We start from the raw sequence: 23,087 nt of genomic DNA on the forward strand, positions 1-23,087 counted from the left end.
TCCTGGGCGCACCTGGACGGAGCCGGGTGACCGCGCGCCTCGGCGACGGCCCGGGGCCGGCTCCTCCGGTCAGACGGCGGCGTGCAGCCAGCGGACGGGAGCGCCGTCGCCGGCGTACCGGAACGGCTCCAGCTCCTCGTCCCACGGCTTGCCGAGGAGCTTGTCCAGCTCCTCCTCCAGCACGCAGCGCCCCTGCGCGGCCATCATCATCGCGGCGCGGAGCCGGTCTTCGGGGATCATGATGTCGCCGGCGGCGCCGATGACCGCCGTGAACGCGCCGAGAGTCGGCGTGTAGGCATGGCGCGAGCCGTCCACGCCGGGTGAGGCGTCCTCGGTGATCTCGAACCTGAGGCGCTGCCACCCCATGAGGGACGACGCGATGGCCGCCGCGATGCCGGGCCGGCCCTCCCATTCCGCCTGCGCGCGGACCACGTTGGGCGCTGCGGGTTGCGGCGTCCACGTCAGGTCTACGGGCACGCCAAGAACACCCGCGACTGCCCATTCGATGTGAGGGCACAGCGCGGGCTGAGCCGAGTGGACGTAAAGGACGCCACGAGCAGACACCGGACCTCCCGTTTCGGTACGAGGTGCGCCTTCCCCAACGGCCTCGCCCCGGGATGATCACAAGTGACTAGGGAGAGACTACCGTCGGTCGCCATCCGGCACCAGAGGGGGGCCATACCAAGTTGGTGCTGATGTGGCGGGTGACAGGCCGCCGAGCGAGGAAAGATACCGGCTCATGGAACTGGAATCTGTCGGCGCGTCGTTCATCCGCACGGGTCAGGTGCTGATCGACCGCAGCGCGATGTCCGCCGCGGCGCGCTGGACCCAGGCGGTGTCGGAGGCCGACGGCGTCTGCGTGGTGCACCTCGCGGCCGGCGCCGACCCGTGCGAGGTCACGGCCGAGCTGCGCGACCAGGGCCTGCGGGCCTCGCCCAACCACGTGCTGCGCGGCCAGCCGCTGTTCTTCGGCGGCCCGGCCTCACGCCCGTTCCCCGCCGAGCCGGTCCCCTTCAAGCGCCGCCGCTCGGCCTCCGGCGTCGTCATCGGCTTGCTCGACACCGGAGTGGCCAAGCATCCGTGGTGGTCCGGCAGCGAGTGGTACGCCCGGCTGGCCCCCGAGCAGGCCGACGCCACCGAGGGCTCGCAGGCCGGCCACGGCACGTTCATCGCGGGCCTGCTGGCGCGCGCGGCCCCCGGCGCCGAGCTGCGCGTGGAGCGGGTGCTCGACGGCGACGGCCTCACCGACGAGGCGACCGTCGTCCGCGCTCTTCACCGCATGCGGCAAAGGCCCCCTCACGTGCTCAACCTCTCCTTCGGCTGCCACAGCTTCGACGACCGGCCGCCGCCCCTGCTGACCGACGCCATCCGCGCGCTCGACGACACGGTGACCGTGGCCTGCGCCGGCAACACCGGCTCCGACCAGCCGTTCTGGCCCGCCGCGCTGCCGTACGTCGTCGGCGTGGCGGCCGTGGACGCGACCCTGGGGCGGCGGGCGCCCTACTCCGCCCACGGCACCTGGGTCGACGCGTGCGCGCCCGGCGACTGGCTGACGAGCAGCTATCTCGACACGGCGGACTTCGGCGGGTACGCGACGTGGAGCGGCACGTCGTTCGCCACCGCGCTGGTGACGGCGGCGATCGCCGACGGGGCGGCGGAGGCGCCCGCCCGCGAGGTCGCCGAGCGGCTGCTCGAGGCCCGGGACGCCGAGCAAATTGCCGATCTCGGAGTTCTCGTCCGGGGAAATCTGTAGAGTTTACGCTCAGTCCCCAGACAATCACGAGGAGACGCGACCGCCTCCTGGTGCCGGACGGAAGGAGGCCGCATGCGCGACGCACGCGAACCAGCGGAGCTGCTCCTGGCCGCGGCGGGGGGCGACCGGTCGGCCTGGGACGCGCTGGAGTCGCGCTTCGGGCCGCGCATGTGGGCCGTGGCCCGCGCCTGCGGTCTCGGGCCCGCCGACGCGGCGGACGCCGTCCAGGGCGCCTGGCTGCGGCTGCTCCAGCACCTGCACACGATCAGAGAGCCGGCGGGCGTGGGCGCCTGGCTCATGACGACCGTACGCCGGGAGGCGCTGCAGCTCCTGCGCAAGGAGCGTGCGCTGATCTCCGCGGTCGAGGTCGTCGAGGAGGCCGACCCGGCCGCGGCCGTCCTGGAGGCCGACGACCGGCGCCTGCTCTGGAAGACGGTCTCCACCCTGCAAGAGCCCTGCCGCAGCCTGCTGCAGCTCGTCGCCAACGACCTGGGCAACCAGCAGGTGGCCTTCCGGCTCGGGCTCCCCGTCGGCAGCGTCGGCCCGACGAAGGCCCGTTGTCTCGACAAACTGCGCACTCTGATCTCGACCCAGGAGACGGCGCAATGATCAACGACGAGTATTTCCTGGCGGCGCTGCGGCTGGCCACCGGGAACGACCCGATGCCCGGTCATGTGTCCGCCGCCGCACGTGACGCCTTCGGCCTCAGGGTCCCCCACTCGGTGACCGCCGGGCCGGCCGAGTGCTCGGCCGTTCGCGGCGTCCGCGACGACGACGGCTCCCACCTGGTGCGCTTCGTCGCCGCCGGGCTGACCTTCGACCTGGAGGTGAGCGAGGGCGACGGGCTCATCGACGTGGCCGGACTCATCTCCCCCTATCCGGGTGAGGGCGCCCTCGTCGACGTCAGGACGCCTCACCTCACTCTCACCCGGCGCATCGCCCACACCGGTCATTTCGCGGCCACCGGGCTGCCCCCCGGCTGGATCAGCGTGGTGTGCCACCGGCCGGGCCAGGCGCCCGTCCAGACCACGTGGGTGCGCATCCGCCCCTGACCCCGCCGCGACCATGAGCACACCAGCGGACGCATCGGGCGGCCTCGACCGGCTCGTCGCCGCGGCCGAGACCGCCATGATGCGTTCCCTGGTCGATCCCGAGGACGCGATGCGCGCGGGGCGGGTCATCCTGAAGGCCGCCGGTCGGGCCGGGCACACGGAGGCCGAGGTCGTGGCGTTACGCGCGATGGCGCTGGCCGCCCGCGAGCTGGGCGACCTGGAGGGCGCCGAACACCACCTGCGCCGGGCCATCGCCACTCCGGGCGCCCCTGCCGCGCGGGTCGCGCAGGCGCGGCTGTCGCTGGTCACCGTACGCACCGAGCGGGGGCATCCGCTGCAGGCTCTGCGCGTGGCGGCGCTGGCCTGGGTCTACCTGTCTCCGCTCGACCGGGCCAAGCTGGACACGCAGCGCGCGGTCGCCCTCGCCCATCTCGGACGCCACCAGGAGGCCACCGCCGCTTGCGACCGCGCGCTGCGCGCTCTGCGGAACGCGCCCGGCACCCTCGACGACCGCCGTTTCCTGGCCGGCGGGCTGCTCAACCGCGGCCTCATCCACGCCTACCGGGGCGACTGGGACGCCGCCATGCGCGATCTGTCCGCCTGCCTGCAGATCGCCGAAGAGGCCGGGCTGCGTCACCTGTCCCGCCTGTCCGCCGCCAACCTGCCCTTCCTGTCGGTGCGCAGGGGCGACATCGCGGGGGCGTTCAAGCACTACCAGGAGGCCGAGGACACCCTGTTCGGCTTCCCCGAGCGGCTGGCCACGATGCGGGCCGACTTCGCCGGCGCGCTGCTGGCCGCGCACCTGCCCGGCGAGGCCAGGGCGATGCTGAACCTGGCCGTGCCCGATCTCGAGGCGTCGGGGGCGCACGTCGCGCTGGCCGAGGCCCGCCTGAAGCTGGCGCAGGTCGAGTTGCTGACCGGCGACCCGCACCGGGCCGTACAGGTGGCCGAGCAGGCCGCGGCCGAGCTGTCCGCGCAGGACCGCACGTCGTGGCTGCCGCTGACCAGGGAGGTGGTGCTGCGCTCCCGGCTGGCCATGGGACCCGTCACGCCGGAGCTGGTGGCCGAGCTGGTCGCGTGCGCCGACGCGCTGGAGGACGGCGCCCACCCGGCGGACGCGGCGTCGCTGCGGCTGGCGGCGGCCGAGGCGGCGCTCACCGTGGACGACCACCCAACGGCGTCGGCGCAGCTGACCCGGCTCACCCGGCACGCCGAGCGGCGCGAGCGGTGGGTGCCGGCCGGCACCCGGCTGACCTCGTTGTCCGCCGAGCAGACGCCTGCTCCCCCGATCCCCGCGCCGGTGCGCCAGCACGCGCTCGCGCTGCAGGCGGCGCTGCAGGAGGACGTCCCTGCGGCCTTCCACGCGCTGCGCGAGGGGCTGGCCGAGGTGAGCGGGCAGGTGGAGACGTTCGACGACCCGTCGGTGCGCGCTCACGCGGCCAGGTCGGGGGAGCGGCTGGCGGCGTTCGGGCTGGGGCTGGCGGTGCAGGGCGGCGTCGTCGCGGAGGTGTTCGAGTGGGCCGAGCGGTGGCGGGCGGTGGCCGCGCCCGCCCACGCGTGCGCGCTCGCCGGCCCCGAGCGGGTGCGGGCGGAGCTCGGAGAGGGCGTCCTGGTCGAGTACGTCGCCGACAAGGACACGCTGCTGGCCGTGCTGATCAGCGGGGAGCGGGCGCTGCTGCGGCGGCTGGCCGACGTGCGCGAGGTCAAGGAGGCGATCGTCCGGCTCCGCCACGCGCTGCGCCGCCGGCACGAGGCCGGCGTGGCGGCCGCCGCCGAGGAGGTCGAGGGGCTGCTGCTGCGGCCGCTGGCCGGCCTGCTGGGCGACCGGCCGCTGGTGGTGGTGCCGGTCGGCGCGCTGCACACGCTGCCGTGGGGCGCGCTGCCGTGCCTGCGGGAACGCCCGGTGAGCGTGGCGGCCAGCGCCTCCGGCTGGGTCCGGGCGCGGGAGCTGCCGCGCCCCAACGGGACGCCCGTCGTGGTGGCGGCCGCCGGGCCCGCCCTGGCGCACGCCGAGGCGGAGGTGGAGCACGTGCTCGCCTGCCATCGGGGCGGGCGCCGGGTGCCCGCGCGGACCGCGGCGGTGCTGGAGGCGCTGGAGACGGCCGACGTGCTGCACCTGGCGGCCCACGGGGTGTTCCACGCGCGCAGCCCGCTGGTGTCGGGCATCACGCTGGAGGACGGCTCGCTGATGGCGTACGACCTGCTGGAGGCGCCGCGTTCGGCCGGGCTCGTGGTGTTGTCGGCGTGCAACTCCGGGATGTCACGCACGCCCATGGAGGGCGCACCGCTGGGCCTGCCCGGCACGTTCCTCGCCAAGGGATCGTCGTGCGTGATCGCCGGAATGGTGCCGGTCCGCGACGAGACGGCGAGGGCGCTCATGGGCCTCTTCCACGAGCTCCTGGCCGCCGGTCAGCCGCCGGACGCGGCGCTGGCGTACGCGGCGGCCAAGACGGAGGAGACCGGCTTCGTCTGCTTCGGCGCCGGCGATCTCCCCCTCCACTGACGTCCCTTCGCCCGCGGCGGTCAGCCGGTGGCGACGGGTCTCGACGGGTCGGCGACCCAGTTGGACCAGGAGCCGACGTAGAGGGCGGCGGGCAGACCGGCCACCTCCAGCGCGAGCACCTCGTGGGCGGCCGTCACGCCGGACCCGCAGTACGCGCCCGCCGGCACCCCTTCGGTGACGCCCAGGCCGGCGAAGCGGGCCCGGAGCCTCTCGGGAGCGAGGAACCTGCCGTCGGGCCCGACGTTGTCGGTCGTGGGAGCGGAGACGGCCCCGGGCACGTGCCCGGCCACCGGATCGATCGGCTCGACCTCGCCCCGGTAGCGTTCGGCGGCCCGGGCGTCGAGCAGCACGCCCGCGCCGGCCAGCGCCGCCGCCTCGTCGGCGGTCAGCACCGGCATGCCGCCCGGCCGCGCCGTGAAGTCGCCCTCGGCCGGCTGCGGGACCTCCTTGGTGGTCGGCCGCCCGGCCGCGATCCAGGCGGGCAGCCCGCCGTCGAGCACGCGTACGTCCCGGTGGCCGAAGTAGCGCAGCACCCACCAGGCACGGGCGGCGGCGGTGGAGGCCGCGTCGTCGTAGACGACCACCGGCCGGTCGTCCGACACGCCCAGGCGGCGCATCGCGCTCTGGAAGGACTGCGCCTCCGGCAGCGGGTGCCGCCCGGCCTCGCCCGGAGGGGCCGCGAGATCGGCGTCGAGGTCACAGAAGACGGCGCCCTCGATGTGGCCCTCGCGGTACGACTCCAGCCCGGGCGGCCCGCCGAGCCGCCACCGCACGTCCAGCACGGTCGCGCCCTCCAGCGCGGCGAGCTGCTCGGGAGTGATCAACGGGCTGGTCACGTGCGTACCTCCAGAAGTGGGACGTGCTGCTCGGCCGCGGTGAGCGAGCCGTGGTAGCCGATGAAGCGGGCCTCGATCGGGTGCCGCGAGGGAGCGGTGACGGCCACGCCGCCGTACGGCACGGCCACGACGTCGCCGATCCGCTCCAGCCACGCGTCGCGCACGCGCGGGCCGAACCAGCCCGAGTCGACCGCCTCCTGCCGGGAGACCACCCACGCCTTGTCGCGCAGGGTCTCGCGCCAGGCCTCCAGCACCTGCTTGGCGGCTCCCGGACGGGTGTACACGTGTCTCGCCCGCGCCTCGCCGCCGAGCAGCGCCACCCCTTCCATCAGCTCGGGCGTGCTCTCGGCGTCGATCTTGTCGGTGGCGTTGACCATGCCGTGGTCCGCGGTGACGTACAGGGCGGACCCGGGCGGAAGCCCTTCGGCGAGCCGCCGGGCCATGTCGTCGACGATGGACAGCTGCTCCAGCCACTCGTCACTGCCCCAGCCGGTCATGTGGCCGGCGGCGTCGAGGTCGCCGTAGTAGACGGTGACGTGGGCGGGGCGGCTCTCGCGCAGGGCGGCGTGCGCGCGGGCGACCCGTTCGTCGGCGGACTCGGCGGGTGCGTGGCGCACGCCGCGGTAGACGGCCCTGGTCAGGCCGGTGCCCTCGAACTCGGCGGGGGCGACGTAGACGGGCTGGACCCCGGCCCGGGCGGCGCGCTCGTAGACGGTCGCGGCGGGCTGCCACTGCTCGGGGTCGACGACGAGGCCGTCGGGGGCGGTCCAGCGCAGGCAGTTGAACAGGTGGCCGGTGCCCGGCACGGCGAGCATCAGGCCGACCATGCCGTGCTCGCCGGGGGTCAGGCCGGTGCCGAGGGAGGACAGGCTCGTGACGGTGGTGGAGGGGAACCCGGCGGTGAGCGTACGGCCGGCCACCTCCGACAGGAAGGGCGCATGACCGGGATGCGCGCGCAACAATTCGGCGCCGAGTCCGTCGACGAGGAAGAGGCAGACGCGGTCGGCGGGCTCCAGGGCGAGCGCGTTGGGCTCACGCAGGCCCAGTGCGGCGAGCAGCGAGCCGGGCAGATCCGCCAGCGACCCGCCACCGTATCCCGGCACGATCATCCCCACAGTCTAGTCCTCCCCCTTCCCCGCACCACCGCCGCCCACCTGCACCGACACCCCGGCCACGGACGGCTCAGGCGACCGAGAGACCGGGCACCCGGTCCTCGACCGCGAAGCTCGCACCGGTGAAGACCGGATCGTCCCGGCGGCTCACCTTGTCGACCACGCGTACGTCGACCGCCATGCGTTCGGCGGTCAGGTCCGCCAGGACGTAGCCGCAGTGGAGGTCGGCCCACTTCAGGGTGGGGTTGAGTCGCCGCCGGATCTGTCGTGCCTCGTTGGCCACCGGGTCGAAGTCCTGCGCGGAGCTGACCGAGGTGCTGGTGAACTCGGCGCCGATGACGCCGGCGGCCGGATCGAGGGTGTCGGCCGGCAGGTCCGAGATGTAGCTGCAGTGCACGTCGCCGGAGAACACCACGAAGTTGCGCACGGCCTCGCGCTGCCGCGCGGCGCCGACCGTGTCGAAGAACCGCTGCTGAGAGGCCTGGTAGCCGTCCCACGTGCCGCCCGAGAAGGTCGCGGGCGCCTCGGGGTCGGCGGCGGTGTTCAGCCGGGTCATGAGGATCTGCTGCGCCACGATGTTCCACCGGGCCGGAACGGCGCCCAGACCGGACGAGAACCAGGCCTCCTGCTCCTCCCCCAGCATCCTCAGGCCGGGATCGCGGCGCGGCCCCTCGTCGGCCACGGTGCCGCCGGCCACCGGGTCGCGGTACTGCCGGGTGTCGAGCATGTCGAGCTGGGCCAGCCGACCGAACCGGAAGCGCCGGTAGAGGCGGGCGTCGGCGCCTCGCGGGACCTGCGGCCAGCGGATCGGCATGAACTCCCAGTACGCCCGGTAGGCGGCGGCACGCCGGTCCGGGTCTGGCGTCCCCCATGACTCGTAGTCGTTGCTGATCTCGTGGTCGTCCCAGCTGAGGATCCACGGGATCGCCTGGTGCGCGTACAGCAGGTCGGGGTCGGTCTTGTAGAGGGCGTAGCGCAGCCGGTACTGGTCCAGGGTCACCGTGGTGGGGACGACCTCGGCGGGGAGGTTCGGGTCGATGGGCCGGCCGACGGGAAGCTGCTGCACCGGGTACTCGTAGATGTAGTCGCCGACGAAGACCATCAGCTCCGCGCCCTGGTCGACGGCGTCGCGCACGGTCTGGAAGTAGCCGGCGCGCCAGTTCTGGCACGAGGCGACGGCGAAGGTCAGCGGGCGCATCGACCGAGCCGGCGGCGCGGTCCAGGTGTGGCCGGTCTCGCTGATGTGCCCGCCCGCGCGGAACCGGTAGAAGTAGGGGTGGCCGGGCTTGAGGCCCTGGACGTCGACGTGCACGGTGTGTGAGGTGTCCGGGCCGGTCACGGTCGCGCCCTCGCGGACGATCCGGGCGAACGAGGGGTCGCCGGAGACCTGCCACTCCACCCGCACCCGCGCGTCCGGCGGCAGGCCCCCGTTCGGGGCGAGCGGATCAGGCGCCACCCGGGTCCAGATCACCACCGCGGTCTCGAGGGGATCGCCGGACGCGATGCCGTTGGTGAACGGGTAGGGCATCGCCCCCGGCTCGTCGGCCCGGGCGGGGGCGGGCAGGGCGAGGCTGAACGCCAGTGCGGCGGCGCTGCCGCCCGCGAGGCCGAGCACCCTGCGGCGGTCGAGCTCCGGCAAACCGGAAAAAGAAGGTCCTAAGCGGATGAAGATGCACGTTATGGACGGTCCGTAACTCCGGGGCTCGTCACGGCGACCGATGCGGGAACAACGCGCGAACGAATCGCCGCTCGCTCATCCGGCGTCGGAGCGCGGCCGCCGCCCCGCGGGGGAAGGAGGTCAGGAGGCGGTGTGGGCGGTGGCCTCGGAAAGCGCCTTGGCGAAGGACAGGACGTGGGTGACCGCCTCGGGCCCGTCGGCGGCCTCGCTGACCCGCAGCGACAGATCGTCGGCGGTGATCGCGCCGGTGTAGCCGTGGTCGGCCTCGCAGTTTTCGTCGCCGCAGGTGGCCGGCTCGAGGTCGACGTGCGAGATGGCGCCCCAGCCGATCGTGAGCGTCACCTCCGTGGGAGGGACTCCGGGGACGTACGAGGCGGGGTCGGGCACCACGCGCGTGACGGCCACCGACTGGATGCGGCTCAGGCGGACGGCCTCGGTGGTGGTGGAGGCGTGGGACGCCGAGACGCCCTCCACCGCGGGATGCTCGTCGGTGTGGCAGACCAGCAGGCGCGACGCCGTCAGCACCAGGACGGTGACATGCCGGCGGACCTCCATCGCGGGATCGAACGTCGCCTCGTGATGGACCACGAACGCGGTCACGGCCTCCTTGCCCAGGGCGGATTCGACCGCATCGGTGACGAGGTCGGGGTAGTAGCCGCTGCGCTCGATCGCTTCGCGCAGGCCCGCGGCGGAGACTCGGGTTTCCCTCATGGGTCCATCCTGCCAGGGCCGGGCAGTGCACTCACCCGCCCCATATAACGCTCTATAACGTCTTTTACCCGGGCATCGCCGGGCACATGGTTCGGCCGATTTCGCCGAGCGCTGATCAGGACAGGCGGCGCGGGCCTCCGTCACGACGCGGCCCCGCCGGTGTGCGCAGCGTGGCCCGCGCCCCGAGGATCATGACGTCCGACTCCCCCACGAGCACCTGGTCGAGGTCGAGCCTGGCCAGCTCCGGCAGGTCGTTGGCCAGGCGCCCGACGCGGACCAGCAGCTCCTCCAGGGCCCCGACCGCGACGGGCGGGTAGCCGTACTCGCCGAACAGCAACGGCGCCCCGCGTACGGACCGCACCAGGGCGGCGGCGTCCTCGCCGGTCAGCGGCGCGAGGCGGAAGCCCTGGTCGAGCAGGAGCCGCGCGGTCACCTCCCCCAGCCCGAACGACACGACCGGCCCGAACGCGGCGTCGTCGACGACCCCCACCACCGTCGGCACGGCCGGCTGCGGCGCCATGCGCTGCACGGCCAGCTCCACGCCCGGCCCGAACTGCTCGGCGAACTCGGTGTAGGCATGGCGTACGGTCTCCGGCCCCGCCAGCCCCAGGCGCACGGTGCCGGCCCGGCGCGTGGCCCCCGGGTCGGCCACCTTGATCACGGCGGGCCAGCCCAGGCGCTCGGCCGCGGCCGCCGCCTCGTCGGGAGAGTGGACGACCTCGGCCGGCCAGACCGTCAGCCCGTAGCAGGACAGCAGCTGGGCGGCGTCGGTCTCGACCGGCGGTCCGGCCTGCGCGAACTCCCCGGGCGCGACGTCGGCGACCTCCCCCGCCGCCCCGAGCGCCTCGCGCACGAGGGCCTTGGCCCGGGGGGTCTCGACGCCGTCGAGCTCGGGCGGCGGCACCGCCGGGTGCGCCCGCCACCGCGCGTACCGCACGACGTGGGCCAGCGCCCGCACCGCCTCCTCCGGGGCGGGGTACGACGGGATGGAGCCGCGCGCGGGCGTCGCGCCCGAACCGACGCGCAGCGCCGGATGCATGCCCAGATGCCCCTCGAACGTGGCCAGCACCGGTTTGCCGGCGCCCTCGGAGACCTTCAGCAACTCGGCCGCCACGGCGTCGGAGTCACCGGGGATCGGCGGCATGTAGATCACGACGGCCGCGTCCACGTCGGACGAGGCCAGCTGCCCGGCCAGGGACGCGCCGTACTCGGCCGCACCCGCCGACGGCCCCAGATTGACCGGCGGGCGCGGCTGGAGCCCCGCCGCCCGGCAGGCGTGCACGGCGAGCAGGCCGAGCGCGTCGGAGTTGCTCACGAGCGCGACCCGCGGCCCGGCGGGCAGCGGCTGGTAGGCCAGCAGCTGCCCCACGTCGAACAGCTGGATGAGGTCGTCGACCCTGATCAGACCCGCCTGCGCGAACAACGAGCTGATCGCCGAGTCGGGCAGCCCCAGCTCCTCGGCCGAGTGACCGGCCGGGGTGCCGCCGCTCTTGACCACCACGATCGGCTTGCTGCGGGAGATGCGCCGGGCCAGCCGGGTGAACTTGCGCGGGTTTCCCAGCGACTCCAGGTAGAGCAGGATGACCTCCGTCGAGGCGTCCTCCTCCCAGTACTGCAGCAGGTCGTTGCCCGAGACGTCGGCCCGGTTGCCCGCGGAGACGAACGACGAGATGCCCATGCCGCGCTGCGCCACCCGCTGCAGCAGCGCGGTGCCGAGGGCGCCCGACTGGCTGAAGAAGCCGACCTCGCCGCGGCCCGGCACAGTGGCGGCGAGCGTGGCGTTGAGCCTGACGGCCGGGTCGGTGTTGGCGATGCCGAGGCAGTTGGGGCCCACGACACGCAGGCCGTAGGAACGGGCGATGCGGGCGAGCTCGTCCTGCCGGGCGCGGCCCTCCTCCCCCGTCTCGCCGAAGCCGGAGGAGACCACGACCAGGCCGTGCACGCCCTTCTCCGCGCACTCCTTGACCACGTCGATCACGCCCTCGGCGGGCACGGCCACCACGGCCAGGTCGACCTGGTCGTCGATGGCCCCCACGCTCGGGTACGCCCGCACGCCCGCCACCGCGCGCACCTCCCGGTGCACCGGGTAGACCGGGCCGGCGAAGTCGGCGGCCAGCAGGTTGCGCAGCACCGTCTGGCCCACGCCGCGGGGCTCGCGCGAGACGCCGACGACGGCGACCGAGCCCGGAGTGAGCAGCCGGGCGATGGACCTGGCCTCGGCCCGGTGCTCGCGCGCCGCCATGACCTCGGCGGAGGTCTCGGTCGGCGTGAGGTCGAGCGTCATGCGGACGACGCCGTCGGCGAACTGGCTCTGCGCGGTGTAGCCGGCCTGGCGCAACACGCCCATCATCCGCATGTTGGCGGGCAGGACGTCGGCGACGAAGCGTTCGATGCCGCGTTCGCGGGCGGTGGCGGCCAGGTGTTCGAGCAGGACGGAGGCCACTCCCCTGCCCTGGTGGGCGTCCTCGACCAGGAAGGCCACCTCGGCCTCGCCGGGCTCGGTGCGGTCGTAGCGGATGACGGCCACCATCTCGGCCCCGATCGTGGCGATCAGGGCGACCCGGCCGACGTAGTCGACGTTGGTGAAGCGCTCGACCTCTCGGTCGGACAGCCGGGGCCGCGGCCCGAAGAACCGGAAATAGATCGACTCGTCGGACAGCCGGGAGTAGAAGGAACGCAGCCGGTCCGCGTCGGCGGGCTTGATCGGCCGTACGTGCGCGGTGCCGCCGTCGGCCAGGACGACATCGGCCTCCCAGTGGGCCGGATACTGTGCCTCCACAGTGTCGAGCGTAACCCCCGTCCCACATGCCAAGACCAGAGACGCGGTTGGGCAACGCTTGTGCATCGACTGACACCCGGTCTCCGGGGTCCGCCCCACGAGCAGGCCGGAAGCTGTTAGTTTTGCGGTGGCGTTTTGCCGTGGCCAGGCTCGTTCTGAAGGCAGCAAGGTGGTGACATCATGACGCGGGTCGTCGTGGTGGGCGATCTCATGACCGACGCGGTCGCTCGCGCCCGTTATGCGCTCGCCAGGGCGAGCGACACCCCGGCGATCGTGACCATGCACGGCGGCGGCTCGGGGGCCAACATCGCCTCGTGGCTCGCCGTCGAGGGCTCCGAGGTGGCCTTCATCGGCCGCAGGGGCGCCGACATCACGGGCCGCAACCGCGACATGGAGCTGATGGGCTACGGCGTCGACGCCCGTCTCGTCATGGACCCCGAGCGCCCGACCGGCACCTGCGTGGTGCTCGTCACCCACAAGGGCGAGCGCACGATGCTCTCCGACCCCGGCGCCAACGCGGCCCTGTCGCCCGAGGACCTGCCGCGCGACCTGTTCACCCAGGGCACCCACCTCCACCTGTCGGGCTACACCCTGATCAACGAGGGCTCGCGCGAGGCCGGCCTCGCGGCGCTCGACATGGCCCGGCGCAGCGGGATGTCCATCTCGGTCGACTGCGCCTCGGCCGCGCCGCTGGATCGCACCGGCGCCGAGCCGTTCCTCGAGTGGACCAACGGCGCCAAGCTGCTGTTCGCCAACACCGACCAGGCCAAGGTGCTGACCGGCCGCGACGACGCCGAGGCCGCCGCGAAGGTGCTCACCGCGTGGTTCCCCGAGGTCGTGATCAAGATGAACGCCGAGGGCGCGCTGTGGTACGGCAACGGCCGTCCCGAGCCCGTCCAAGTGGCGGCCGATCCGGTCGACAAGATCGTCGACGGCACGGGCGCGGGTGACGCGTTCTGCGCCGGCTTCCTGCCGGAGTGGCTGGAGGGCAAGCCGCCGGCCGAGTCGCTGGCCTCGGGCTGCCGGCTGGCGACCAAGGCGATCATGCACCTGGGCGCCCGCCCGCCGTTCTAGCGGCCGGTCAGGAGACCGTCGCCAGCGCCAGGGGCAGCACGGCCGGCGCGCCGGCGTGGCGCACCAGCGCCGCCCCGAGGGTCATCGTCCAGCCCGTGTCGACACGGTCGTCCACCAGCAGCACCGGCCCGCCGCACTGCGCGATCGCGGCGCCCACGTCCTTCGGCATGGCGAGCGTGCCCCTGATCGCCTGCACCCGCTTGGCGCTGTTGAACTGCTGACCCGGCGAGCCGGCCCGGTAGCCCAGCTCCCCCAGATACGCGAGCCGCCCGACCTGCGCCAGCCGCTCGGCGAAGGAGCGCACGAGCTTGGGCTTCGACGCGGACGGCACGTTGACCACGGCGACGGGACGCTCCCGCCACTCCCACGCGGACAGCACCTTCACCACGGCCGCGAACATGTCGTCGGCCATCGGCCCGTCGTCGCCGGCGAACAGCTCGCGCAGCCGGTTGCCCCAGCCGATGTCGGTCAGCCGCCCCAGCGCCCTGCCGGGCTCGGCGCCCAGCTCGGGCTTGATGCGCCCGCTCAGGTCGGGCAGCCCGGTCGGCCACTGCCTGCGGGCCTCGATCTCGACGCCGGGCCTGCTCAGCCGGGCGCGGGCGGTCTCGACGTCCCGCTCGCCGATCTCGGTGGAGCGGTGGCGGCCCGTGCAGTTGTCGCAGCGCCCGCACGGCGTGGCGGCGTCGTCGTCGAGGTGGCGGCGCAGGAACTGCTCGCGGCACTCGGTCGTGGTGAGGTAGGCGAGCATCGCCTCCTGCTCGGCGCGGCGCTCGGCGGCGATGCGGGCGTAGCGCTCGGCGTCGTACGCCCACGGCTCGCCGGTGGCCTCCCAGCCGCCCTTGACCCGGCGTACGGCGCCCTCGACGTCGAGGACCTTGAGCATCATCTCCAGCCGGCTGCGGCTCAGGTCGACGGCGGTCTCCAGGGCCGGGGTGGACATGACGCCGCGCTCTTCGAGGGCCTGCAGCGTGGCGCGGACGATCGGCTCCGGCGGGAACGCCAGCGAGGCGAAGTAGGACCAGATGTCGCGGTCTTCGGTGCCGGGCAGCAGGATCACCTCGGCCCGCTCGACGCCGCGCCCGGCCCGGCCGACCTGCTGGTAGTAGGCGACGGGCGACTGCGGCGCGCCGACGTGGATCACGAAGCCGAGGTCGGGCTTGTCGAAGCCCATGCCGAGCGCGCTCGTGGCCACCAGCGCCTTGATCCGGTTGCCGAGCAGCGCGTCCTCGGCGGCCAGCCGCTCGGCCGGCTCGGTCTGGCCGGAGTAGGCGGCCACCTCGAGGCCCTGCTCGCGCAGGTAGCCGGAGATCTCGTGGGCGGCGGCGACGGTGAGGGTGTAGACGATGCCGGAGCCGGGCAGCTCGCGCAGCGTGCGGGCCAGCCAGGCCAGGCGCTGCTCGGCGCTCGGCAGCCGGACGACGCTGAGGTGGAGGCTCTCGCGCTCCAGCGGCCCGCGCAGCACGAGCGTGTCGTCGCCGTCGGGACGCAGCTCGGGAGGCAGGCGCAGCTGCTCGGCCACGTCGCGGGTGACGCGCGCGTTGGCGGTCGCCGTGGTGGCGAGGACGGGGATGCCCGGCGGCAGGTCGGCGAACAACGTCGACAGCCTGCGGTAGTCGGGCCGGAAGTCGTGGCCCCAGTCGGAGATGCAGTGGGCCTCGTCGACCACCACGAGTCCGGCGCTCTCGGCCAGCTCGGGCAGGACGTTGTCGCGGAAGTCGGGGTTGTTGAGCCGCTCCGGGCTGACCAGCAGCACGTCGACCATGCCCTCGGCGACCTGGCCGTAGATCTCCTCCCACGCCTCGGGGTTGGCGGAGTTGATCGTGACGGCGGTGATGCCGGCCCGCTCGGCGGCGGCGATCTGGTTGCGCATGAGGGCCAGCAGCGGCGAGACGATGACCGTGGGGCCCTCGCCGAGCTCGCGCAGGAGCGCGGTGGCCACGAAGTAGACGGCCGACTTGCCCCAGCCGGTGCGCTGCACGACGAGGACCCTGCGGCGGCCGAGCACGAGGGCCTCGATGGCGGCCCACTGGTCGTCGCGGAGCACGGCGTGCTCGCCGGCCAGGGCGCGCAGCCGCTCTTCGGCCTCTTCCCGCAGCATCGCGGCATCGGGGGCGTCAATCATGCCTCCCTTGTTACCAGCTTCCCCCGACGATTTGCGCCCATCGGCGTATTCGGACGGCGGTGACGGGGTCAACGTGTCGCGGGCACCCCCGCGCTTCGGCACAATGTTCGACATGGCCCGACGCACGACTGCACCCCCGCCCGAGGACTTCGAGGAGCGGATCGTCGACATCGACGTCTCCTCCGAAATGCGCACGAGCTTTCTCGAGTACGCCTACTCGGTGATCTACCAGCGGGCGTTGCCCGACGCTCGTGACGGCCTCAAGCCGGTGCAGCGGCGCATCCTGTACTCGATGAGCGAGATGGGCCTGCGCCCCGACCGCGGCCACGTCAAGTCCTCGCGCGTCGTCGGCGACGTCATGGGCAAGCTGCACCCGCATGGCGACAGCGCCATCTACGACGCGCTGGTGCGGCTGGCGCAGCCGTTCTCGATGCGGCTGCCGCTGGTCGACGGGCACGGCAACTTCGGCTCCCCCGACGACCTGCCCGCCGCGATGCGGTACACCGAGGCCCGGCTGGCCCCGGCGGCGATGCTCATGGTCGAGTCGATCGACGAGGACACCGTCGACTTCAAGCCCAACTACGACGGCCAGGAGACCGAGCCCGCGGTCATGCCGTCGGCGTTCCCCAACCTGCTGGTCAACGGCGCCAGCGGCATCGCGGTCGGCATGGCCACCAACATGGCGCCGCACAACCTCACCGAGGTCGTGGCCGCCGCCCGCCACCTGATCAAGAAGCCCGACGCCTCGCTCGACGAGCTGATGAGGTTCGTGCCGGGTCCCGACCTGCCGACGGGCGGCTCGATCATCGGGCTGCAGGGCGTGCGGGACGCGTACGAGACGGGGCGTGGCACGTTCCGGATGCGCGCCACCTGCACGGTCGAGCAGATCACCCCGCGCCGCAAGGGCATCGTCGTCACCGAGCTGCCCTACAACGTCGGCCCCGAGCGCGTGGTCACCAAGATCAAGGAGCTGGTGACCAGCAAGAAGCTGCAGGGCATCGCCGACCTCAAGGACCTCACCGACCGGCACAAGGGCCTGCGGCTGGTCATCGAGATCAAGAACGGCTTCATCCCCGAGGCGGTCCTCGAGGAGCTCTACCGGCTGACGCCGATGGAGGAGACGTTCGGCATCAACAACGTCGCCCTGGTCGACGGCGAGCCCCGCACGCTGGGGCTGCGCGAGCTGCTGCAGGTCTACGTCGACCACCGGCTCGAGGTCGTGCGCCGCCGCTCCGAATACCGGCGGCGCCGGCGCGAGGAGCGGCTCCACCTGGTCGACGGCCTCATCATCGCGCTGCTCAACATCGACGAGGTCATCCAGGTCATCCGTTCCTCCGACGACTCGGCGCAGGCGCGCACGCGGTTGATGGACGTGTTCGACCTGACCGAGATCCAGGCCTCCTACATCCTCGACACGCCGCTGCGCCGCCTGACCCGCTACGACAAGCTGGAGCTCGACCGCGAGAAGGAGACGCTGAGCGACGAGATCGCGGCGCTCACCGAGATCCTGTCGTCGGAGACGAAGCTGCGTCAGGTGGTCTCGGGCGAGCTGGCCGACGTGGCCAAGAAATACGGAACGCCGCGCCGCACCGTCCTGCTGGAGTCACCCGGGGTGACCCGCACGCCGGTGGCGTCGCTGCAGGTGGCCGACGACCCGTGCCTGGCGCTGCTGTCCTCGACCGGGCTGCTGGCCCGCACGTCCGACGCCTCGCCGCTGCCCGGCGAGGGCGAGCGCTCGGCGCACGACGTGCTCGTCTCGGTCGTCAAGACGTCCGTACGCGGCGAGGTCGGCGTCGTCACGTCGCTGGGCCGGCTGATCCGCGTCCAGGTGGTCGACCTGCCGACGCTGCCGCCCACGGCCAGCCCGCCGTCGTTGTCGGGCGGTCACCCGGTGTCCGAATACGTGCAGCTGGAGCCCGACGAGAAGGTGGTCGGTCTCGGCTCCCTCGACCCCGACGGCCCCGGCCTGGCCCTCGGCACGGCACAGGGCGTGGTCAAACGGGTGGTCCCGGATTACCCGCCCAACCGCGACGACTTCGAAGTGATCACCCTGAAGGACGGCGACACCGTCGTGGGCGCGGTCGAGCTGGTCTCGGAGGCCCACGACCTGGTCTTCATCTCCTCCGACGCCCAGCTGCTGCGCTTCTCCGCCTCGCTCGTACGCCCCCAGGGCCGTCCCGCGGGCGGCATGGCGGGCATCCGCCTCGACGACGGGGCACGGGTCATCTGGTTCGGCGCGGTCGATCCGGAGAGTCCGGCCCACGTGGTCACGGTCGCCGGCTCCTCCACGGCGCTGCCCGGCACCCAGGTGGGTGGCGGCAAGGTGTCCGACTACGCCGACTTCCCGGCCAAGGGCCGTGCCACCGGCGGCGTGCGCGCTCAGCGTTTCCTGAAGGGCGAGGACGAGCTGCTGCTGGCCTGGGCGGGCCCGGCGCCCGCGAAGGCGGTCTCCGCGGTCGGCAAGCCGGTGCCGCTGCCGGAGGAGCTCGGGCGGCGCGACGGCTCGGGCGTACGCCTGACGCACACCATCGGCGCGATCGGCGGGGCGCTGGCCTCGACCCCCGAGGCGCTGCCCGGCGGCGCGCAGGAGCCCACGGAGCCCACGGACGGCTGAACTGAGCCCACGGACGGCTGACCGGGGCCGGCCCCCGTGCCATCGCGGGAGCCGGCCCCGTCCCGACCCGGCGACCGGCCCGGGGAGCAGTCCCCATGACCCGGGCCGGCGAAACCGGGCGGGAGTCCGTCAGCCGGTCAAACCCGGCACAGGCAGAACGTATGCCCGGCCGGGTCGAGGAACACGCGGAAGCTGTCGTCCTCGCTCGGCTGGTGCTCGTGCTTGCGCGCCCCGATCTTCAGGGCCCGCGCCTCGGCCTCGTCCATGTCCTCGGCCCTCAGGTCGAGATGGATCTGCTGGGGGCGTTCGGGGGCCGGCCAGGTCGGAGGCCGGTGGTCGGGGGCGAGCTGGAACGCCAGCCTCCTCGGCGGCCCTCCGTCGCTGACGACGACCCAGTCGTCCTCCGCCGAGGTGATCGGCCAGCCGAGCAGCCGGGAGTAGAACTCCGCCAGTCCCCTGGGGTCTGGACAGTCCAGTACGACGCTCCGGAACTCGGCGATGCCGCCCATCGAAGTCGACCTTTCTCAGAGACAATGGGTGCCATGGCTGTCAATTCGTCCATGGTGCCGCTCGGCACCCCGGCGCCCGCTTTCGACCTGACCGCGATCAACGGCGGCAGCGTGTCACTCGACGACCTCAAGGACTCACCCGCCACTCTGGTGGTCTTCCTGTCCAACCACTGCCCGTACGTACGGCACATCGAAGCAGGCCTCGGCGCGCTGGCCGAGGACTACGGCGCCAGGCTGTCGATCGTCGCCATCTGCAGCAACGACAGCGTGAACTACCCGGACGACGACCCCACACACCTCGCGGAGCAGGCCGCGCGGGCCAGATTCACCTTCCCCTACCTGCTCGACGACACCCAGGAGGTCGCCAAGGCGTACAAGGCGGCCTGCACGCCCGACTTCTTCCTGTACGACGCCGACCTGCGGCTCGCCTACCGGGGTGAGTTCGACCGGGCACGGCCGGGCAACGACGTGCCGGTGACCGGCTCCTCGCTGCGGGCGGCCATCGACGCCCTCCTGGAGGGCCGGCCGGTGCCGGAGGAGCAGCGGCCGTCGCTCGGCTGCGGCATCAAGTGGAAGCCGGGCAACGAGCCCCGGTGACCTCAGGTGGCGGCGGTGATGGCCTGCGGCAGCGCGAGCAGCAGCTCGTGCGGCTCGCCGCCCGCCCAGTGCCGGATGAGCTTGGCGCCCGCCTCGCCGGGGTCGAAGCCCTCGTGGCCGAGCGGGCCGAAACAGCCGGCCTCCGCGAGCATGAGGATGAGCGGATCGTCCTCGGGGAGGCCGGCCGCGTAGGCGGCGGTGTCGAGGAGGGCCAAGGCGCACCTGGCGTTGCGGCCGTCGTCGTCGACCTCCACGCGGTCGAGGCGGCGCCAGGCTTGAGCACGGAGATACGCGGCGAGCGATTCGGACCTACTCATGACAACCTTCTTCGATCACGTACATACGGCTACGACATCATCACGTATAGTGAGCTAGCGTCGTGGCACGTTTACCAAGTCCAGTCCGTATCGCGCCAGTCGCCACCCCGGCGACCGGCTGCTCTGCGACATGAGGGATTATGTGCGACATGAGTGCGTTCGACGACCTGTATGAGGCCAACGCGAAGTTCGCCGCGTCGTTCGGCAGCTCGGGACTCACCGGGCGCGCCGCCCGCGGGCTGGCCGTCGTGACCTGCATGGACTCCCGCATCGACCCGCTCGGGCTGCTCGGTCTGCAGCCGGGCGACGCCAAGATCCTGCGCAACGCCGGCGCCCGCGTGACCGACGACGTGCTGCGCACGCTGGTGCTGGCCGTCTACGTGCTCGGCGTGGACCGGGTCCTCCTCATGCCGCACACCGACTGCGGCATGGCGAAGGTGAGCGACGCGGACGTGCACGGGCTGGCCGCCGAACGCGGCGTCGACACGCGCAGCCTCGACTTCCACACGATCCTGAACCAGGACGAGGCCCTCCGCCACGACCTCACCCGGATCAGGACGACGCCGTTCCTGCCGCAGGGCATGCCGGTGGCGGGGGCCATCTACGACGTCCACACCGGGCGCCTGACGCCGTCGCCGCACTGACGGCTCACATCTCCAGGCCGACCGGCTCCATGAGCGGCCGCACCTCGACGCGGCCGCGGAGCAGGCCGGCCAGCTCCACCGCGCGGTCGCGGCTCTCGCAGTCGACGAGGTAGTGCCGGGCCACGTGCTCGGCGCTCTCGTCGTACGGGCCCTCGGTGACGGCCGGCACGCCGTCGCGGACCCGTACGACGAGGGCGAGGGACGGATCGGCGAGCTCGTGCCCGCCGATCAGCTCCCCCGTCCGCCCCGCCATGGCCAGGAACTCCTCATGGCCCGTTCCCGCCCCCGGGTAGAGGCTCAGCAGGAACTTCACGGCCGTTCAGCCGTCGAAGACCACCGGCCGCACCTCGATGCCGAGGCCCGGCACGGACGCGTCGGGGATGAGCGCGGCCAGCTCCAGAGCACGCTCCCTGCTGTCGCACTCGATCAGGTAGTAGCCGCCGAGGTACTCCTTCGCCTCCAGGTACGGCCCGTCGGTCACGGCCGGCATGCCGCGCCGGACCCGGACCACGGCGCTCTGCGACGGGTCGGCCAGCGCCACCGTGCCGAGCATCTCGCCCGACTTCTGGATCGTCTCCATGAACGCGCCGTGGCCGTTCATCACCTCCTCGCGCTGCTCCTCGGTGAGCGCGTCCCAGACCTGCGGGTTCATATGCATGATCAACAGGAACTTCACGTCTGTCTCCTTCGGTCTCGTGTGACAGGGAGTCGGAGCCGCCCCGGCGTCCTCGACATCCTTCCGGGGTTTCTCGGGACGGGACGGCAAGAATCCTCCGGCCGCTCCGACCACCTGGCGTAAGGCACCGTGGCCTGGGCATGCCGCCCAGCGACCCTCCGGAGGATACGCATGAACGTCCCGCGCATCGGCGTCAGCCTGCCGCACTTCGGCCCGTACGCAGGGCCCGACGCCGTCGTCGCCGTGGCCACGGCGGCCGAACGGCTCGGCTTCCACGCCGTGTCGACCTCCGACCGGCTGCTCATCCCCGCCGGTCCGGGCTGGGACAACGACGCCGGCCTGCCCGAGCCCCACGTCTGGGACTCGCTGGAGGTGCTCTCCTGGGCGGCCGCGCACACCCGCCGGGTCCGCCTCACCACGGGCATCCTGAACTCGATCTTCGAGTCCCCCGCCGTCCTGGCCCGCCGGCTCGCCACGCTGGACCGGCTGTCGAAGGGGCGGCTGGAGGTCGGCATCGGGCAGGGCGGCGGCACGCGGCTGGCGCCGTACTACATCCCGGAGGAGTTCGAGGCGGCGGGGGTGCCCGCCGGGCGCAGGGGCGCCGGGTTCGTGGAGCACACGGCCGCGCTGCGGGCCTGCTGGGGGCCGGATCCGGTGGAGTTCCACGGGGAGCACTACCGCATTCCGCTCGCCAGGATCGGGCCCAAGCCGTACGGCGCGCGCATCCCGCTCTACTTCGGCGCGATCACCCGCCGCACGATCGAGCGCGCGGCCGTGATCGGGGACGGCTTCGTCACCACCGCGGTCGACTGGGACGACACGCGGGAGCAGGTGCGGTGGTACCGGGAGGCCGGCGGTGCCGGCACCGTCATCGTCAACGCGATCCCGGCCGGCCCCGGCGACCACGTCACCCCTGCGGCCTTCACCGAGACCGTGCTGAACGACCTCCACCGCGCCGCCGCCCTCGGAGCCGACGAACTGCACCTCACCCTCAACCTGGTCCCCGTCCATCCAGATCACCAGGTCGCCCTTCTGGAAGCCCTCGCCACCAAGATCGGTCTCTCGGTTCCGGCCGATCTCTGAGATGCTCGTCGTCGACGAGCGGAGGGAACGGCATGGCCATGGTGGAGGGCGTCGACGCCCGGGGTGCGGAGCACTGCGAGACGACGGCCCTGGGGGTGCTGCTGCGCCATGAGGGCCTCGACCTGTCCGAGCCGATGCTGTTCGGCCTCGGCTCGGGTCTGTCCTTCGTCTACTGGGACAGCAAGCGCATGACGTTCCCGTTCGTCGGTGGCCGGGTCAAGCCGTTCGAGCTCACCCGGAACCTGGCCACGAGGCTGGGGCTGACGTTACGGGTCGAGGAGACCGCCTCCGCGCGCAGGGCGTGGCAGAACGTGGTCGCCGCCATCGACGCCGGGCGCCCGGTCGGCCTGCAACTCGACTGCCACCACCTGGAGTACTTCACCACGAAGGTCCACTTCGGCGGCCACATCGTGGCCATGTACGGCTACGACGACCGGCTCGCCTACCTCGTGGACACCGCCCAGCAGGGAGGAGCGGTGTCCACCAGCCTGACGAGCCTGGCCGCGGCCAGGGCCGAACGCGGGCCGATGACGGCCAGGAACCGGTCCTTCACCATCACGGCGCCCGAACCCCCGGTCGTGTCGCGGGACACGATCCTGGCGGCGGTCAAGGCCTGCGCCGACGCGTTCCTCGCCCCTCCCATCGCGAACCTGGGCCGGAGGGGCATCGAGACGGCCGCCGAGCGGGTGCGTACGTGGCCGGCCCGCACCGACCGGCCGCACGAGGAGCTGCCCCAGGCCGCCCTGCTCATGGAGAAGGGCGGCACCGGCGGCGCCCTGTTCCGCAACCTCTACCGCGACTTCCTCGGCGAGTGCGCCGAACTGGTCGACGACGGCGGCCTGCGGGCCGGTCAGGCGCTGTACGCCGAGGCCGCCACCCTGTGGACGGAGGTGGCCGCGTTGATCGCACGAGCCGGCGAGACCGGCGAGACCGCCTGTCTGGACCAGGCCGCCGCCCTCCTTCACGACCTCGCCCGCCTGGAGACCAAGGCCATGCGCACCCTGAGCGCCTGCGGCGCATGACCGTC

General features: G+C 73.1%; 21 protein-coding genes. 10 read left to right on the plus strand and 11 right to left on the minus strand.

The window, feature by feature from the left end:
* Positions 1–69 precede the first annotated feature (69 nt).
* Complete coding sequence (locus C1J01_RS04520; protein ID WP_111176272.1) at positions 70–564, minus strand: DUF3145 domain-containing protein; 495 nt, start codon at positions 562–564, stop codon at positions 70–72.
* A 175-nt stretch (positions 565–739) separates the two neighbouring features.
* On the opposite strand from C1J01_RS04520, the gene C1J01_RS04525 reads away from it, so the two are divergent.
* From C1J01_RS04525 to C1J01_RS04540, 4 genes are all read left to right on the plus strand, one after another.
* Positions 740–1,753: a S8 family peptidase gene (locus tag C1J01_RS04525; RefSeq protein WP_111176274.1), complete on the plus strand. Its 1,014-nt coding sequence runs from the start codon at positions 740–742 to the stop codon at positions 1,751–1,753.
* A 72-nt stretch (positions 1,754–1,825) separates the two neighbouring features.
* Entirely contained in the window at positions 1,826–2,362 is a 537-nt protein-coding gene (locus C1J01_RS04530) for an RNA polymerase sigma factor (RefSeq protein ID WP_111176276.1), read from the plus strand.
* Complete coding sequence (locus tag C1J01_RS04535) at positions 2,359–2,805, plus strand: hypothetical protein (RefSeq protein ID WP_111176278.1); 447 nt, start codon at positions 2,359–2,361, stop codon at positions 2,803–2,805. Before C1J01_RS04530 ends, C1J01_RS04535 begins: the two co-directional genes overlap by 4 nt.
* 13 nt (positions 2,806–2,818) lie before the next feature.
* Positions 2,819–5,308, plus strand: coding sequence for a CHAT domain-containing protein (locus C1J01_RS04540; RefSeq protein WP_111176280.1), 2,490 nt, complete (start codon positions 2,819–2,821; stop codon positions 5,306–5,308).
* 20 nt (positions 5,309–5,328) lie between these two features.
* Here the strand turns inward: C1J01_RS04540 and C1J01_RS04545 are convergent, their stop codons facing one another.
* The 5 genes from C1J01_RS04545 to C1J01_RS04565 all read right to left on the minus strand — a co-directional run bounded on the left by C1J01_RS04545 (position 5,329) and on the right by C1J01_RS04565 (position 12,424).
* Positions 5,329–6,144, minus strand: a complete 816-nt coding sequence (locus tag C1J01_RS04545; RefSeq protein ID WP_111176282.1) for a sulfurtransferase — start codon at positions 6,142–6,144, stop codon at positions 5,329–5,331.
* Positions 6,141–7,253, minus strand: a complete 1,113-nt coding sequence (locus C1J01_RS04550) for an alkaline phosphatase family protein (RefSeq protein ID WP_111176284.1) — start codon at positions 7,251–7,253, stop codon at positions 6,141–6,143. Before C1J01_RS04550 ends, C1J01_RS04545 begins: the two co-directional genes overlap by 4 nt.
* Positions 7,254–7,326: 73 nt before the next feature.
* On the minus strand, positions 7,327–8,895 hold the full coding sequence (locus tag C1J01_RS04555) for an alkaline phosphatase D family protein (RefSeq protein WP_111176286.1): 1,569 nt from the start codon (positions 8,893–8,895) through the stop codon (positions 7,327–7,329).
* 159 nt (positions 8,896–9,054) lie between these two features.
* A complete protein-coding gene (locus C1J01_RS04560) occupies positions 9,055–9,645 on the minus strand; it encodes a DUF5998 family protein (RefSeq protein ID WP_111176288.1) in 591 nt (196 codons plus the stop codon).
* 115 nt (positions 9,646–9,760) lie between these two features.
* A complete protein-coding gene (locus C1J01_RS04565; RefSeq protein ID WP_235854250.1) occupies positions 9,761–12,424 on the minus strand; it encodes a bifunctional acetate--CoA ligase family protein/GNAT family N-acetyltransferase in 2,664 nt (887 codons plus the stop codon).
* A 180-nt stretch (positions 12,425–12,604) separates the two neighbouring features.
* Here C1J01_RS04565 and C1J01_RS04570 point away from each other — a divergent pair, with 180 nt between their 5' ends.
* The gene (locus tag C1J01_RS04570) at positions 12,605–13,498 is read left to right on the plus strand and encodes a carbohydrate kinase family protein (protein ID WP_111176292.1); all 894 of its coding nucleotides are present in this window, start codon (positions 12,605–12,607) and stop codon (positions 13,496–13,498) included.
* A 7-nt stretch (positions 13,499–13,505) separates the two neighbouring features.
* On the opposite strand, the gene C1J01_RS04575 is transcribed toward C1J01_RS04570, so the two are convergent.
* Positions 13,506–15,620 carry a RecQ family ATP-dependent DNA helicase gene (locus C1J01_RS04575; RefSeq protein ID WP_235854251.1) on the minus strand — a complete coding sequence of 705 codons (2,115 nt, stop codon included), beginning with the start codon at positions 15,618–15,620 and terminating at the stop codon, positions 13,506–13,508.
* Between the two features lie 103 nt (positions 15,621–15,723).
* Here C1J01_RS04575 and C1J01_RS04580 point away from each other — a divergent pair, with 103 nt between their 5' ends.
* A complete protein-coding gene (locus C1J01_RS04580; RefSeq protein WP_220039727.1) occupies positions 15,724–18,234 on the plus strand; it encodes a DNA gyrase/topoisomerase IV subunit A in 2,511 nt (836 codons plus the stop codon).
* A gap of 137 nt (positions 18,235–18,371) precedes the next feature.
* Here C1J01_RS04580 and C1J01_RS04585 read toward each other — a convergent pair whose 3' ends face one another.
* Complete coding sequence (locus C1J01_RS04585; protein ID WP_111176296.1) at positions 18,372–18,743, minus strand: VOC family protein; 372 nt, start codon at positions 18,741–18,743, stop codon at positions 18,372–18,374.
* 33 nt (positions 18,744–18,776) lie between these two features.
* Between C1J01_RS04585 and C1J01_RS04590 the strand changes: the two genes are divergently transcribed.
* Positions 18,777–19,340 (plus strand): thioredoxin family protein, encoded by a 564-nt coding sequence (locus C1J01_RS04590; protein ID WP_111176298.1) that lies wholly within the window; start codon positions 18,777–18,779, stop codon positions 19,338–19,340.
* 2 nt (positions 19,341–19,342) lie between these two features.
* On the opposite strand, the gene C1J01_RS04595 is transcribed toward C1J01_RS04590, so the two are convergent.
* Positions 19,343–19,657, minus strand: a complete 315-nt coding sequence (locus tag C1J01_RS04595; RefSeq protein ID WP_111176300.1) for a hypothetical protein — start codon at positions 19,655–19,657, stop codon at positions 19,343–19,345.
* A gap of 149 nt (positions 19,658–19,806) precedes the next feature.
* Between C1J01_RS04595 and C1J01_RS04600 the strand changes: the two genes are divergently transcribed.
* The gene (locus tag C1J01_RS04600) at positions 19,807–20,301 is read left to right on the plus strand and encodes a beta-class carbonic anhydrase (protein ID WP_111176330.1); all 495 of its coding nucleotides are present in this window, start codon (positions 19,807–19,809) and stop codon (positions 20,299–20,301) included.
* 4 nt (positions 20,302–20,305) lie between these two features.
* Here the strand turns inward: C1J01_RS04600 and C1J01_RS04605 are convergent, their stop codons facing one another.
* Together C1J01_RS04605 and C1J01_RS04610 are read right to left on the minus strand one after the other, a co-directional pair.
* Positions 20,306–20,614, minus strand: coding sequence for a YciI family protein (locus C1J01_RS04605; RefSeq protein WP_111176302.1), 309 nt, complete (start codon positions 20,612–20,614; stop codon positions 20,306–20,308).
* A gap of 6 nt (positions 20,615–20,620) precedes the next feature.
* Entirely contained in the window at positions 20,621–20,977 is a 357-nt protein-coding gene (locus tag C1J01_RS04610) for a YciI family protein (RefSeq protein WP_111176304.1), read from the minus strand.
* A 171-nt stretch (positions 20,978–21,148) separates the two neighbouring features.
* Here C1J01_RS04610 and C1J01_RS04615 point away from each other — a divergent pair, with 171 nt between their 5' ends.
* Both C1J01_RS04615 and C1J01_RS04620 read left to right on the plus strand, forming a co-directional pair.
* Positions 21,149–22,060: a TIGR03619 family F420-dependent LLM class oxidoreductase gene (locus tag C1J01_RS04615; RefSeq protein WP_111176306.1), complete on the plus strand. Its 912-nt coding sequence runs from the start codon at positions 21,149–21,151 to the stop codon at positions 22,058–22,060.
* A gap of 32 nt (positions 22,061–22,092) precedes the next feature.
* Positions 22,093–23,082 (plus strand): BtrH N-terminal domain-containing protein, encoded by a 990-nt coding sequence (locus C1J01_RS04620; protein ID WP_111176308.1) that lies wholly within the window; start codon positions 22,093–22,095, stop codon positions 23,080–23,082.
* The last annotated feature ends 5 nt before the right edge of the window (positions 23,083–23,087 follow it).

The sequence above is a fragment of the Nonomuraea aridisoli genome, assembly GCF_003236395.1.
In the GTDB taxonomy this organism is placed as follows: Bacteria; Actinomycetota; Actinomycetes; order Streptosporangiales; family Streptosporangiaceae; genus Nonomuraea; species Nonomuraea aridisoli.